Annotated in this window: 9 protein-coding genes and 1 CRISPR repeat array (1 of these 10 only partly in view); of the genes, 4 read left to right on the top strand and 5 right to left on the bottom strand. The window is 37.2% G+C overall.

From position 1 onward, the window contains the following. Positions 1–125 precede the first annotated feature (125 nt). Together WJM97_RS07510 and WJM97_RS07505 are read left to right on the top strand one after the other, a co-directional pair. Positions 126–1457 carry a P-loop NTPase fold protein gene (locus tag WJM97_RS07510; RefSeq protein WP_353932416.1) on the top strand — a complete coding sequence of 444 codons (1332 nt, stop codon included), beginning with the start codon at positions 126–128 and terminating at the stop codon, positions 1455–1457. Beyond that, the gene (locus WJM97_RS07505) at positions 1433–6538 is read left to right on the top strand and encodes a hypothetical protein (protein ID WP_353932415.1); all 5106 of its coding nucleotides are present in this window, start codon (positions 1433–1435) and stop codon (positions 6536–6538) included. Before WJM97_RS07510 ends, WJM97_RS07505 begins: the two co-directional genes overlap by 25 nt. 2 nt (positions 6539–6540) lie before the next feature. On the opposite strand, the gene WJM97_RS07500 is transcribed toward WJM97_RS07505, so the two are convergent. Both WJM97_RS07500 and WJM97_RS07495 read right to left on the bottom strand, forming a co-directional pair. Then, the gene (locus tag WJM97_RS07500; RefSeq protein WP_353932414.1) at positions 6541–6687 is read right to left on the bottom strand and encodes a serine dehydratase; all 147 of its coding nucleotides are present in this window, start codon (positions 6685–6687) and stop codon (positions 6541–6543) included. A 338-nt stretch (positions 6688–7025) separates the two neighbouring features. Beyond that, the gene (locus WJM97_RS07495; RefSeq protein ID WP_353932413.1) at positions 7026–7433 is read right to left on the bottom strand and encodes a hypothetical protein; all 408 of its coding nucleotides are present in this window, start codon (positions 7431–7433) and stop codon (positions 7026–7028) included. A gap of 267 nt (positions 7434–7700) precedes the next feature. Between WJM97_RS07495 and WJM97_RS07490 the strand changes: the two genes are divergently transcribed. Next, complete coding sequence (locus tag WJM97_RS07490) at positions 7701–8780, top strand: RNA-guided endonuclease TnpB family protein (RefSeq protein WP_353932412.1); 1080 nt, start codon at positions 7701–7703, stop codon at positions 8778–8780. 405 nt (positions 8781–9185) lie between these two features. Continuing rightward, a complete protein-coding gene (locus tag WJM97_RS07485; RefSeq protein WP_353932411.1) occupies positions 9186–9782 on the top strand; it encodes a hypothetical protein in 597 nt (198 codons plus the stop codon). A 14-nt stretch (positions 9783–9796) separates the two neighbouring features. Here the strand turns inward: WJM97_RS07485 and WJM97_RS07480 are convergent, their stop codons facing one another. From WJM97_RS07480 to mnmG, 3 genes are all read right to left on the bottom strand, one after another. Continuing rightward, entirely contained in the window at positions 9797–10330 is a 534-nt protein-coding gene (locus WJM97_RS07480) for a late competence development ComFB family protein (RefSeq protein ID WP_353932410.1), read from the bottom strand. 914 nt (positions 10331–11244) lie between these two features. Beyond that, the gene (locus tag WJM97_RS07475; protein ID WP_353932409.1) at positions 11245–12420 is read right to left on the bottom strand and encodes a hypothetical protein; all 1176 of its coding nucleotides are present in this window, start codon (positions 12418–12420) and stop codon (positions 11245–11247) included. Positions 12421–12628: 208 nt separating this feature from the next. After that, positions 12629–14569, bottom strand: a complete 1941-nt coding sequence (mnmG, locus tag WJM97_RS07470) for a tRNA uridine-5-carboxymethylaminomethyl(34) synthesis enzyme MnmG (RefSeq protein WP_353932408.1) — start codon at positions 14567–14569, stop codon at positions 12629–12631. A gap of 98 nt (positions 14570–14667) precedes the next feature. Continuing rightward, positions 14668–14974: a CRISPR direct-repeat array (repeat unit 37 nt; unit sequence GTTTCAATCCCTAATAGGGAGTAGGTGAAATTTCAAC); it runs 393 nt beyond the window's last position.

The following is a 14974-nucleotide window of genomic DNA, read 5'->3' as shown; positions in this document are numbered from 1 at the left end:
TGCGGAGATTTTATGATTAAAAATCAGGAATCGGGACTTAAAAATCAGAAGTGATAAGATAAGAGGAATTTATTTTATCTTGCCTCTTTTTGCTATCCCCCGTTTTGAAATGATGTAGATTAATCATGCTCCTAGATTTAGAAAGATTTTATCAGGCTTGTAATCCCAGCAAACCTTTGATCATGGAAAATGCTGTGGATAGCCTATATTATATTGATTTTGCCTCGGTGCGAGGTGGTAGAATTATTGAAGCTTTACTGCGAACTATTGCTAGGATTTCTCCCAATACACCGACTTGTCAATTATTTACAGGACATTTAGGTTGTGGTAAATCCACGGAACTGTTACGTTTAAAAGCAGAATTAGAGGCTCAAAAGTTTCATGTTGTTTATTTTGAGTCTACCCGTGTTTTAGAAATGGCGGATGTGGATATAACAGATATTCTCTTAGCTATTGCTGGCCAAGTGAGTGAGAGTTTAGAGTCCATGAAAATCCGTCTTCACCCCAGTTATTTTGCTAATCTATTTACTGAATTGGTGGATTTTTTGCAAACACCAATAGATTTGGGTGTAGAGGCAGAATTATCAGTGGGAATTGCGAAAATTACCGCTAAAACTAAAGAAAGTCCCCAATTACGACGCAGGTTAAGAGACTATTTAGAACCGCGTACAGAAAATATTTTACTTTCGATTAATCAAGAACTTTTAGCACGTGCTAATAATGAACTCAAGAGTAGGGGGAAAAAGGGATTAGTTGTAATTGTTGATAATTTGGATCGGGTAGCATTTCGTCCTCTTGCTTCTGGTAGATCGCTTCCTGAATACTTATTTATTGAACGTGGTGAACAATTACGAAAACTCAATTGTCATATTGTTTATACAATTCCTTTATCCTTAACTTTTTCTAACGACAGTGCAGAATTGCAACATCGTTTAGGGGGTGGAGTTGCGCCAAAAGTATTACCAATGATACCTGTTTTATTACGTACAGGAGAAATTTATACAGAAGGTTTAGAATTGATGCGGCAGATGGTATTAGCTAGGGCTTTTCCTGACATTTTGCCTGGCGATCGCTTAAACTTGATCCAGGAAGTATTTGATCATCAAAATACTTTAGATCGTTTATGTTTAGTTAGCGGTGGTCATGTTCGTGATTTATTAGGATTATTATTTGACTGTTTGCGGGAACAAGATCCACCTTTTAATAGAGAGTGTTTAGAATTAGTTGTGCAACGTCAAAGAGATTATCGAGCTAATGCTATTGATCCCCATGAATGGGAATTAATTTTCCAAGTTATGCGGGAACAAAGAGTGAGAGGCGATATAGAATATCATACATTATTACGGAGTTTATTTGTCTTTGAATATCGCGATCGCCAAGGAGCTTGGTTTGGTATCAACCCAGTATTAGCAGAAACACCAAAATTCAAATCATGGTTGAACAAAACACAGCAATAGATGTTAACAATCATAATGAGCGTGCTTTCCGGAGTTTAACCAGGGCAATTTCTTTTTCTCAGGGTGAATTCTCTGTAGTTTTAGTATGTTGTAACTATGGGAGGTTACGAGATGCAATTCTAGAAAAACTGACAGCAATAGATTGGAAATCAGGGAATGTTCAAACAATATTCATATCTCAAAATTCCCTCAGTCTTTATACAAATGTTCATTTACAACAATTAGATGACAAACCCGCAGCATTAATAATCTTAGGTTTAGAGTCAGTAGAAAGTATTGATGATTTACTAATTTCTGTTAATCAAATTCGTGATGAATTTCGTAAACATCATCCTTTTCCTATGGTAATTTGGGTGAATGATCAAGTGTTGTCAAAGGTGGTAAAATTAGCACCAGATTTTGCCAGTTGGGCAGCAACACCGATTAAATTTGTCATGACTTCTCCGGCTTTATTAGAATTTTTAAAACAGGAAACAGAATCTTTATTTTCACAAGCATTACATAACGACGCACCACAAAACTACCATCTTAAAACCCATTACCCTACTATCGAACAAGTGTGGGTACATAGCCATGAATTACACTTTGCTATTAAAGATTTAGAAAGTCGGGGTATTACCTTAGAACCGTCATTAAATGCTAGTTTACAATTTGTCTTTGGTTTAGATGATTATGTTGGTGATCGAATCAAGCCAGCATTAAACCATTTTCGCCAAAGTTTATTATTTTGGGATCGGGAAATAGCAGCAGATCAAAACCAGATAGGTCAAGAATGGGAGACAGGAAGAATTATTGAATGGGATAATTTGTCCTCATTACCTGTTATACCTACAGAAGCAAATTCTCATCTACTGAAAAAAGGAGTTTTACTACTTTATATTGGTTTATGTTACTGTCGTCTTTCTGAACGAAATAAAATAGAAACAACTCAGTTTTTACACACGGCAAAAACTTATTTACAGCAATCTTTATATACATTTAATCTTACTGGTAGGGCAGATTTAGTATCTGAATTTATTGTTCATCTTACAGATATTCTCCAAGGTTTAGGAGATTGGCAAGAATTACAAAATGTAGGTGAAAAGGCTTTAGAATTACATCAAAATTATGGTAGTCAAATGCAACTATCTTGTGACTACGGTTTACTATCTGTGGTGGCTACCAAACAATCACGTTGGCGACAAGCAAGCATTTTATCTCACATAGCACTACTAAATTTAAAAGAAGCTCAACAAAAAAATAAAACCGAAAAATGCCTATTTCCTTTACTTTTAAAACAAACTTATTATTTAATATTAGCTAAATCCCAACAAAATATAGGTGATGATCAAGTATCATCTGAATATTTAGAAACAGCTAAAACAGAACTATCATTTGCTTTAGAAAGCAGTGAACATCAATATGATGCTCATCATTATATTCGCTTATTAAAAAATTTGCGATCGCTCTATTTTCAAGCGGGTTGTTATCTTGAAGCTTACTTAATTCGACAAAAACGCCGTTCCGTAGAACAGCAATATGGTTTCCGTGCTTTCATTGGTGCTGGCCGTTTACAACCCCAACGCAAAGTTACCAACCCTGCGGTTATGTCTGCATCGGGAAATAGTAGCGTGGCTTTAGAAATTGCCGCTTCCGGTCGAGAAGGTGATATAAATAACCTAATTGGCAGAATTAGCCGCGCTGACTATAAACTGATCGTTATTCATGGGCCCTCCGGTGTAGGGAAGAGTTCCACCGTCACCGCAGGTTTAATACCTGCATTACAAAACCGCGCCATTGGTGATCAAATAGCCATTCCTGTTGTTTTACAAATTTATACCGACTGGATACGAGAATTAGGTAAATCTTTACAAACAGCCACCAGGCAACATCAAACAGCAGAAATCACAACCAAAAACACATCAGATTCACCACGATCAAATACTGTAAATGATATTTTTAACCAACTAAAAGCAAATGCTGACAACCATTTAATTACAGTCTTAATTTTCGACCAATTTGAAGAATTCTTTTTTATTCAAGACAACCCTGAACAACAACGAAATTTTGATCTCTTTATCAGTAAATGCCTAAACATATCTTTTGTGAAAGTTATTTTTTCTCTACGAGAAGATTATTTACATCGGTTATTAGAATTTAAACATCTTGCCGCTATAGAAGCCATTAATCATAATATTCTTGATAAAAATATTCGGTATCAATTAAATAACTTTTCACCTGAATATGCAAAAACTATTATTCATAAATTAACCGCTCGTTCCCAACTACATTTAGAATCTGATTTAATAGATGCTTTAGTAGAAGATTTATCTTCAGAACTAGGAGAAGTCCGCCCCATCGAACTACAAGTAGTCGGCGCGCAAATACAAGATGAACGTATTACCACCCTATCTCAATATCAACCTTACAGACCCAATAAACTGATTGAAAGATATATTAAAGAACTCATCAAAGACTGTGGCCCAAATAATGAACGGGCTGCATTAATTGTTTTATATTTACTAACCGATGAAAGTAACCAGCGTCCATTTAAAACCCAGGCAGAATTATCCGCTGAATTAACAGAATTAGAAGATTCTAACCAACTAGAATTAATTTTAAAAGTGCTAGTTAGTTCTGGGTTAGTCGTCTTATTCCCCGATGTTCCTGAACGCTATCAACTAATTCATGATTATCTAGTAGATTTAATTCGCTATCTACAACAACAAGAATCTAGTTTACAACTACAACTCAATCAATTACGTGATAAAGTTGAAAATAGTAATAGAGAAATTGAGCGGCTCAAAAGTGAACTCAGACAAACAAAACAACAAGCTGTACTTGTAAATACACAGGATAAACAAGGATCGGATTTACTCACAGAATTACGTAAATTACGTAAACGAGAAGAACTCAGTCAATTAGAAATTGAATATCTGCGTGGAGAACTCAAAGAAAAAGAATTAACTGCCCAACTAGCAGAAAGTCAAGAAAAACAAAGGTTAAGTGAAGCGCGGTTAAATCGAAGTTTAAAAATTGCCTTGACAGCTTCTGTAGTTGCCATTATGGGTTTAACTGTATCCGTTATTACTTCTCTTAATAGTGAAATCCGAACCCTCAGCGCTTCTAGCGAAACTCTGTTTGCCTCCCAAAAAGGTATTGATGCACTTAAAGATAGTTTAAAAGCTGGCAAAAAATTAAAACAAACTCTGTGGGTAAATTCCTCTACCAGAGAACAGGTATTAACAGCCCTTTATCAGTCAGTTTATGGACTCAAAGAGTATAATCGTTTAGAAGGACATTTGTCAGGTATTAACAGTGTCACCTTTAGTCAGGATAATTCTCTAATTGCCTCAGCCAGTGCAGACAAAAATATTAATCTTTGGTATCCCAATGGTAAATTAATGAAAAGCTTATCAGGACATAGAAATGTAGTTAATAGTGTCAGCTTTAGTCCTGATAGTCAAATTATTATTTCTGGTAGCCAGGATAAAACTATCAAGTTATGGAACAGAAAAGGTAATTTATTAAACACATTGACGGGTCATACTTCCGTGGTCAATAGTGCTATATTCAGCCCAGATAGCGAGATTATTGCCTCTGCTAGTACAGATAAAACAGTGAAACTATGGACTCAAGAAGGTACATTAATTACAACTATCCTGGCCCATGAATCGGCGGTTTTAGGTCTAGCTTGGTCTCCTGATGGTCAAATACTTGCTTCAGCGAGTGCAGACCATACCGTTAAGCTATGGAGTCAAGAAGGTAAATTATTACAAACCTTATCAGACTGTGACGATGCAGTTAAAAGTGTTACTTGGTCTCCCGATGGTCAAATAATTGCAGCAGCCAGTCTGGACAACAATATTAAATTATGGAGTCGAGAAGGTAAACTATTAAAAACTCTATCAGGCCATACTTCTGCTGTTACCAGTGTGAGTTTTAGCCCCAATGGTAAAATTATTGCCTCTGCTAGTACCGATGAAACCGTCAAACTCTGGAGTGTAGCAGGTACATTGTTAGGCACTCTTAGAGGTCATCATAACTGGGTAAATAGCGTGAATTTTAGCCCTGATGGACGGACATTAGTATCTGCTGGTCGAGATAAAACTGTAAAAATTTGGCGTTGGGATCATATATTGTTGGGGAACTTCGCAGATCATGATAGCTGGGTAACAAGCGTCAACTTCAATCCTGATGGTAAAATTTTAGCCACTGCAAGTTTAGATAACACTGTCAAGTTACTGAATCAAAACGGTAAAATCCTCAAAATATTGAAAGGACACCAAGACCAAGTGTGGGGTTTAGCTTGGTCTGCTAATGGTAATAATCTTGCTTCAGCTAGTAAAGATAAAACAGTGAAAATTTGGAGTCGGGAAGGTCAACTACTGCAAACCCTGACTGGTCATAAAGATACTGTCTTTGCTGTATCTTGGTCTGCTGATAGTGAAATTATTGCCTCTGCTAGTAAAGACGGTACTGTAAAACTCTGGAGTCGGCAAGGTAAACTATTGAAAACCCTCACTGGTCATAGTCATGCTGTCAACTGGGTAAGTTTTAGCCCTGATGGTAAATTGTTGGCATCAGCTGGTGATGACAAGTTAGTAAAAATATGGACTAGAGAAGGTCAACTTCTATACAATTTAGTAGGACACACTCGACAAGTAAATGGTGTGGCCTGGTCTGCTAATGGTCAATATATCGCGTCTGCTAGTCTTGATAGTACCGTGAACATCTGGCATCGTGACGGTAATTTACAGAAGACACTAGGAGGTAATGGCGATAATTTTATTGCTGTTGCTTTTAGTCCTGATGGTCAAACATTGGCTGCTAACAGTGATGATAAAATTAGGATTTGGGGTGTAGACGGAAGTGTGCAGATGATTTTAAAAGGCGAAAAAGATGAGTTAACCAGTGTGAATTTTAGCCCTGATGGTCAAATCCTGGCTGCGGGAAGTGGTAACGGAATGGTGATTTTACGTAACCTCTCTGATCTTAAATTAAATATGTTATTGGCGCGAGGTTGTGATTTAATTGAGGATTATTTGCAGAATAATCCTAGAGTAACAATGAGCGATCGCTATTTCTGTGGTAGCAAGTAATATTATCGAAACGCTAAATAATTAGCAGCTTCTTCTAGAGTTTGAATCAAATCTTCTAAGGTGTAAATACTGGGTTGATGTTGATTAGAACTTTGTTTGTCGTTAGAAAGCTGTTGCGATTTCTGAGATTGATGGTTGATAAGTGACATAAATTGTTGACCTGAGTGAATAACATGAAATTACTATATATGACATACGTGGGAAAATACTGAGAAAATATATTTTTTATGTAATTTTTACGATCCAGACAAAAGTCTTTATTTCTTCTTTAAACAAAATCACAGATAACTCAGAAATGCAGGACTTATACTACTTGCGTATAAAAACGCGCTAAATTGTGAGACATACTGCAAAGGACACAAACAAATGGTATCACACAAAAGATTCTGCTAACCGTCATTGGCCAGGTAAGGGAGGTACTGGGGAAGGTAGAGGTTATTAAAATTTTAGCGGTCAAATTTCAGCTTTCAGGTAATTATTGACCTTTTTACAAAACCAGATAACTATGCCAAACTGAAGGTTTAGCTTGATTATTATTATTTTCCGGTATTAACAACCGCCAACTTTTACCTTCCTGTTGAATTTGTAAATAAATATCAAAAGGTTTTTGTGTTTGTGATAGTTTTTTTTCTGGTAATTGCACTGTTAAGTCATAATTACCTTGGATATGATAACTGGGTAATTTGCCAATCGTTACAGGCTGTTTTTTAGTTATTGATAAGTGCTGAATAGCGAATTTTTTGAAATCTAAATCTAGCTTTTCTTGCAATTCTTGCTGAGTTTGTTCAACTTGGATGAAAATTGCTTTTTCAACTATTTGATCAGAGGGTAGTAAAACTAGGCTAGTACAGGCATTTAATAATAGTAAAATTCCTATGAAAATTAAGCGAAGCATATTTTTCTAACTAATTTAAACTAATTAAATCATATCAAGTATAGAGAAATTTTCATTAGCAATATTCTAGTAATTAACCGCAGATGGACGCAGATAAACGCCGATGGTTCTGGATATATAGATTCAATTAGCCGTCAAGGTGTGTTAATTTTCTGTTTTCTTTGAGCTAGAATTTTAGCAGTTGAGAGCTTGTCCTAAGTTGACAGTTTACTAAACAAACCTGTACACTCATGGACAAGCCTATAAGTGATTTATTAAGATTCACCAATGCTCTTATCCATTAAAACAAAGCTCAAGTTAAATAAACCTCAAGCAATATTAATGGCTAAACACGCTGGCATAGCAAGGTTTACCTATAATTGGGGTTTAGCAACTTGGGCTTCTTTGTATAATAATGGATTAAAGCCAAACAAATATCTTCTCAAGAAATTTTTTAACAATCACGTAAAACCTGAGTTGACATGGATTAAAGAAAAAGGTATTTGTCAGAAAATCACTCAATACGCTTTTGATAGTTTAGGTGAATCTTTCCAGAGATTCTTTAAAGGACAGTCAAAATATCCCAACTTTAAAAAGAAAGGGAAAAATGATAGTTTTACAATTGATGCAGGTGGTAAACCAATTCCTGTAGGTGGTACATCAATAAAACTACCAACAATTGGATGGGTAAAAACTTATGAAGGATTACCTCACACCACCTGTAAAAGTATTACTATTTCTAGAACTGCCGATAGTTGGTATATAGCCTTTTCTTATGAACAAGAATGTCAACCAACTACTAAAGATCATGCTGTTGTTGGTGTTGATTTGGGAGTAAAGGAACTAGCTACACTAAGCACTGGTGTTACCTTCCCTAATCCTAAACACTATAAACAGAACTTAGTTAAACTACAAAGATTATCCAAAGTCTATTGTAGAAAAGCTAAAGGTTCAAACAATAAGCATAAAGCTAAAATTAAACTAGCTAGACATCATGCAAGAATAGCAAACCTGAGAAAAGATACTCTTCATAAACTTACTACTTACTTATGCAAAAACCACGCGAAGATAGTAGTAGAAGATTTAAATGTTTCAGGGATGTTGTCAAATCATAAATTAGCTCAAGCAATAGCTGATTGTGGGTTTTATGAGTTTAAGCGTCAGCTAGAATATAAAGCTAAAAAATTTGGTTGTGAAATTATAATTGCTGATAGATTTTATCCCTCAAGTAAAACCTGTTCTCGCTGTGGACATAAAAAAGAAAATCTTTCTTTATCCGAAAGAATTTATCACTGCGAGAACTGCGGTTTTGATATAGATAGGGATCTAAATGCAGCAATTAATTTATCGCGTTTGGCTAAAGCGTGAAAGTCTACTGAGGGATAACCGCTCCCATGCTCCCGTTGAAGTAGAAAGTAAAGTCTAGCTTTGTCTAGGTTTTATATAGCAGATGATCTTTGTTAAGAGGATGTTTGAAAAGTCCCTCATGGTGTATCAAAAGCTCTCAGCTTGACTTGGCCTGTCAGATAAGAATTTGCGATAATTCAGTGAAGGTATGGGTTTTTTCTTCAGTCGAACCTTCACACCGTAGGACTACCACACTTGTGAAAGAGTTGGGTAAATGGACTGAGCAGTAAATGCAACGCATAAGCCAGTATCACTGTTCCAAATGTGTGCAGATGCACAGTCAGTGAAAATACTTGTCAAAAAACTTGTAGAGGTTCTAGACTGAAAAGGAAGTAGTGATGAAAAATTAATATTTATACAGGGAATATGTCTAAGCAATTGCCACCATCAAGTAGCTTTCAAAGATCCCCCACAGATGCAGAAAGGGAAGAAAAATTAATGCAAGATGTACTTCTCTTATTGGAAAGTTTAGTAGAGCGAGAGGAATCAACAGTTAAGTTAATCTTAAATTGTCTCTATGATGCAGGGGCAACAAATTTAATTAACCAAAAGTTTCCATCTCGTCCTGTAAATAAAAGCCTAAGATGGGTTTCTAAGATGTCAAAGCCAGTGATCAGGATGATTGCTTGGCAATGGTTTAGGATGAACTGCCCTCAATTAATTACTGATTGGCTGCGAAGTAAGATTGAATTTTCAAGGGTAGAAACTCCTCAAGTAGAGGTAGTAGTGGACAATCCAAAACTACAATGTAGTTCTTTACCCCAAGCAGAATATCCGCTTTATGAAGTTAAACAACTGCGTGGCCAAATAAAAATGCTAACAGGTGTTTTATTAAGTGTAGTTACGGTTTTAACTGGTAGCTTTCTGTGGGCAGGTTATTTATTAGAGCGATCGCATTTACAAGTAGTAGAAGAATTACAAAATCAGGTCAAAACATTAGAAGCTAGTGTTGATAAACGTTAACTAGCTTCCTAAAATTAATGGCGATGATTATTCCAGTCAACGATTTCATCATTAGAAGTAATGTTTTTGCGCCAGGTTATCCTCCCTTTGGAAGTATTTAGAAGTGTCCTTTCTACGACTTCAGGTAATTTCTCCCATGACAAATCTTTGCATTGTAATAAATTCTTTAGCTCTTCTAATGCTATAATAGCTGAACGATCCTCAATGAAGTTGAGAGGATCATTAACACGAAGGGGATCTCTTTGCACAGCAGCAATACCCTGGCGCACAGAGGTACAAATTTTTTGATACAACTCTGTTTTTCCGTAGTGTAATTGTCTTTGCCACCCTCTTTTACTGGTTGCATACAAACTTGGTAAACGATTTAAAGCATAAGCAACCACTTCTGAAACTTTAATATATTTGGCAACTTTAGCAGGTAATTTCTGAACTTGTGTCTCGACTTCTTCTATCACTAAAGTTTCCATGACATTACAGCAATATTTCTGAATTGCCACTCTTTTGGCATCATTATCGGCAGAATGGGAAGATGAACGGTAATTTGTCATAGCAAAAAATTATTGATTGTTATTTGATTTTTATGTGAAATAAGGTTAAACTTTTGGTAAAGATGTTGAAAGTTTGTCAACTTCCAGCTTCTGAACAGTTAAGCCAAACACGATTGATTATCTACGGATTTATAAAGTATTCTGATTCTTGACTTCTGAATTATGATCAAAATCCTAATGATTACTAATTTTTGAGTAAACTTTAATAATATATACACTTTTCTGAAAGTGTAAATAGTAATATCACTATTTTTAATATAAGAATATTATCAATAAATTTAGTCATTTCTGTATGTAGGGCTTGCTGAATAAATCTCAAAACATTACAGGTAAACGATTTTAGCGATTTTGACTTTCAAAAAATGCAAGCTTTGATGAGGTGAGAACTGAAAAACCTTGCATTTAATTCCTGCTTCAAGGAAAAATAGTTCCCATCCAACTCTTGAAACTGTCACCTGTCACCTGTCACCTGTCACCTGTCTCCACGACAAGACTTTATCAGCAAACCCTATGTAAATATACAGCCCCAAATAATATATATTTCTATACAGATAGATTGTTGAAGATATTTAGACTCTAACCATCAAGAAATTATTGGGATTGACTTACCAAATCTGATTAAACAACCCAACAAACCGGAGAATGTTGGGTTTTAGATTGACAATAAAATTAGTAAAGAGGCAGAGAATGAGTAATTTTATTAATGTTTGCACAGATGCAGAAATGATAACTTGTTTATTGAAAAAAATACAGCAGAACACAAGCAAGTAAACCAAAGTATGGCAATACATCCGCTACTAAGTCAAGGAAATAGATAAATTAAGGTAGATATTCCTACTCGTAAGTGGCAGGTTGTCATTGGATAACCTTACTACATTCTACTGTAACTATTTTTACATTTTGTCCAATATCCATCATAATTTCTGACCTGTATAAATTGAGCGTACCTCACCATTACGGCGGATAATTGCCTCACCATTGCTTACATCTACAAGAGTCCAACCTGTCGCACCAATGTTTTCTCCCAGGTTAATTCGGCTAGTCACACCATCAATTTTAAATAAAGCTGCTGATTTTTGACCTAACTCCATCAATCCTTCTAACTGCGCTGAATAGGCGGGTAAATAAATATCTTGAGTTGTTGTAGGTGCTGATGCAGTTGCAGTTGGTAGTTTGGGCGGTGCGATGGTAGGCAACTTAGTAGCTACAGGTGGTTTGACTGGGACAGGTTTGGTGGCTGGACGCTGGTTTTGAGTATTCTCATTCACAAACTCAGGTGGAGATATTTGGGCTGGGGAGTTGGCAACCTCTGGTAGTGGACGCACAGAAGGAGGAGACTGATAAACGGGTACATATATTCTCTCCACAACATTTGTTACCCGACTGGGAACAGGTGGAAGATTATTAGCAGAAACTGGCGGTGTGAGAGTTCCTAGAGATGGGTTACTGGGTAGAGGTAAAGAACTATTGAGGTTGTTGTTTACATTACCGAACTTTGAGGAGAGATTTTTTTGTTGATTGTTGGCATCTTGTTGATCAATGACTGCCAAAGCTTCCAACATATAATCAACCAACTCTGCCCATGGATCTGCTGGCACCACTGCGGCTGACTGGATTTGATTTGTGTGGGTATTGCTAGTCAAACTCTTAATTATACCCGCTTCTGTTAAGTAGGCTGCCCCAATTACTGCCATACTGAGGGTTGAGCCGAGTATCAGCAGGTTATTCAAGCCACCGCTGTTTTTCTGTTTTCTTTTCCGAATTGCAGTGACAGATGGAGGATTGAATACCAGGGTACTCGTCGGTTGTTGGTTGGGAATTGACGAAATAGTCGTCACCGAACGGTTGACAGTTGGTGGTAAAACTACTTCTTGCATTTTCACTGCTACCGCTTGCATGGATGCATATTCGGTTCTTAAAGTTTTGGCAGGATGTTTTCTACCACTATCAAGAATGGTGTCAATATCGGTGAAGAGATCATCTATCAAACCTTCTGCGTAAGCTTCTATTGACACAGTTTCATCAGGAATTAAGTCCTCTATGGCTTCGGAAATAATCAGATGGGTGCTGGCTTCTGGTATCATAGACATTTTCTTTGTGGCTGCTAGGACAGAAAAAGGAAACATGATGTGGCCGGGAAATCAAATTTTTGACTTCACTGCTAATCATTCATTTCCAAGGAAATAAATTGATTTCACAATGGTATTAAATTCTACTGCGATTTGGAAGTGATTGCGAATTTAACTTCAAAAATCTATGTAATACATCATACTGATCCCCCAGCCTATACTATACCTATCATGGAGAAGTTTTTGTATCTCCTAATAGCGACAACTCAGACTGATCCTTGGTTTTACGGATTTCTAAATAAATTAGTAAGGCATTTACATCCGCAGGGTTAACTCCTCCAATTCGCGCTGCTTGCCCAATTGTTAGGGGTTTTACCTTAGCTAATTTTTCTCTGGCTTCTTTGGAAAGGGTATCAATTGCTGCATAATCTAAATTTGCTGGTAGGGGACGGTTGGCTTGACGGGCTATTTGCTCGATTTGATTTTGCTGCCTAGCTAAATATCCAGAGTATTTAATGTCAATTTCTGCTCCTTCTCTTTCTGCTTGGTTGAGGCTAGGATTTCCTAAGCCATATCGGTCTAGGTCAATGTAGTGTATGCCTGGACGACGTAACCAGTCAGCGAGGGTGATTGAACCTTTAATAGCTTGTTGGGTACTTTGAGCGATCGCCTTACCAATGTCATCATGTTCTTTAATTCTAGTCGAATGTAGTCGTTCTTTTTCTGCGATAATTTGCTCTTGCTTGCGGGTAAACAAATCCCAGCGTCTATTATCAATTAAACCAATTTCTCGCCCTAACGGTGTCATCCGTTGATCGGCATTGTCCGAACGTAATAACAAACGATACTCGGATCTACTCGTAAGCATACGGTAAGGTTCACGCAAATCTTTGGTACACAGGTCATCAACCAATGTCCCAATGTAACTTTGCTCACGGGGGAAAATAATCATTTCTTGATTCCGCACAAACCGCGCCGCATTCACACCGGCAACTAAACCTTGGGCTGCTGCTTCTTCATAACCAGTTGTGCCGTTAATTTGTCCCGCACAAAATAAGCCCTGAATTTTTTTGGTCATCAATGTGGGATAACACTGGGTTGCGGGTAAATAATCATACTCTACTGCATAAGCTGGACGTAACATCACACAATTTTCCAAACCGGGAAGACTCCGCAACATGGGAATTTGCAGATTTTCTGGTAAACCTGTGGAAAATCCTTGAATGTATAATTCTGGTATATCCCGTCCTTCTGGTTCAATGAAGATTTGATGACTTTCTTTATCGGCAAAGCGGACTATTTTATCTTCAATACTAGGACAATAACGGGGGCCTTTTGCTTCTACCCAACCACCATAAACAGGGGATAGGTGTAAGTTTTCTTGAATTAAGCGATGGGTTTCTTTAGTAGTTCTGGTCATATGACAGGGAATTTGTTCCCGTTCTACCCACGCTTGGGGGTCAAAACTAAACCAGCGGACTTCTTTATCTCCTGGTTGGACTTCCAGTTTACTGTAATCAACAGACCGCTTATCTACTCTTGCAGGTGTACCGGTTTTTAATCTGCCGGTTTCAAAACCCAGACGGTTAAGGGTGTCTGTTAAACCGACGGCGGCAAATTCTCCCGCGCGGCCAGCTTCCATGGATTTATTCCCGACCCAAATTTTTCCACCTAAAAATGTCCCAGTGGTTAAAATTACGGCTTTGCATTCAAAAGCGACACCAAAATAAGTTTCTACACCGATAATTTCATCATTTTTTCCTAAGACTAAATCTGTGACCATGCTTTCTCGAATTGTCAAATTTTCTTGGTTTTCGACAATTCCTTTCATTATTGCTGCATATTCGCGCTTATCGGTTTGCGCCCGTAATGCCCAGACTGCTGGGCCTCGTGAAGAGTTGAGGATACGTTTTTGTAAATATGTGCGGTCTGCAACTTTACCAATTTCCCCACCTAATGCGTCTACTTCGTGGGTTAATTGAGATTTTGCCGGGCCACCGACTGCGGGGTTACAAGGTTGCCAAGCGATTTTATCGAGGTTAAGGGTTAATAGCAGAGTTCGACAACCGAGGCGAGCAGTAGCTAAAGCTGCTTCGCAACCAGCGTGACCTGCACCGACGATAATTACATCATAGGCATCTTGGAATTCAACAGTATTTTGTATGGTCATAAGGAGTTAGGAATTTAAAAGTTAGCAGACAATTAAAAGTTAAAAAAGCTAGTTACTGTGGGTATTTTAGCGTATATTTCACAAGGCTAGAAGCAAAGGTTTCAATCCCTCATAGGGATTTAGGGAAGTTTCAACAAAAGATTGAAGTGGATGTCCAGTTTTAGACCCGTTTCAATCCCTAATAGGGAGTAGGTGAAATTTCAACATCCAAAAACAGTATAAAACCGGATGCAGTGGCTGTATAGAGTTTCAATCCCTAATAGGGAGTAGGTGAAATTTCAACTGTGTATAGCTGCATCCTTCCAATTGATTCTGTAAGTTTCAATCCCTAATAGGGAGTAGGTGAAATTTCAACAAAAGATATTTCTATTAGTGTTTGGGAATACCAAGGGTTTCAATCCCTAA

Origin of the sequence: Okeanomitos corallinicola TIOX110 (genome assembly GCF_038050375.1) — a bacterium.
In the GTDB taxonomy this organism is placed as follows: Bacteria; Cyanobacteriota; Cyanobacteriia; order Cyanobacteriales; family Nostocaceae; genus Okeanomitos; species Okeanomitos corallinicola.
The sequence above is the reverse complement of the archived record's forward strand: the minus strand, read 5'-3'. Positions and strand labels throughout refer to the sequence as shown.

Coding starts and splice junctions, on each gene's coding strand:
- WJM97_RS07510 (WP_353932416.1), top strand. CDS start 126: ATGCTCCTAGATTTAGAAAGATTTTATCAGGCTTGTAATCCCAGCAAA.
- WJM97_RS07505 (WP_353932415.1), top strand. CDS start 1,433: ATGGTTGAACAAAACACAGCAATAGATGTTAACAATCATAATGAGCGT.
- WJM97_RS07500 (WP_353932414.1), bottom strand. CDS start 6,687: ATGTCACTTATCAACCATCAATCTCAGAAATCGCAACAGCTTTCTAAC.
- WJM97_RS07495 (WP_353932413.1), bottom strand. CDS start 7,433: ATGCTTCGCTTAATTTTCATAGGAATTTTACTATTATTAAATGCCTGT.
- WJM97_RS07490 (WP_353932412.1), top strand. CDS start 7,701: ATGCTCTTATCCATTAAAACAAAGCTCAAGTTAAATAAACCTCAAGCA.
- WJM97_RS07485 (WP_353932411.1), top strand. CDS start 9,186: ATGTCTAAGCAATTGCCACCATCAAGTAGCTTTCAAAGATCCCCCACA.
- WJM97_RS07480 (WP_353932410.1), bottom strand. CDS start 10,330: ATGACAAATTACCGTTCATCTTCCCATTCTGCCGATAATGATGCCAAA.
- WJM97_RS07475 (WP_353932409.1), bottom strand. CDS start 12,420: ATGTCTATGATACCAGAAGCCAGCACCCATCTGATTATTTCCGAAGCC.
- mnmG (WP_353932408.1), bottom strand. CDS start 14,569: ATGACCATACAAAATACTGTTGAATTCCAAGATGCCTATGATGTAATT.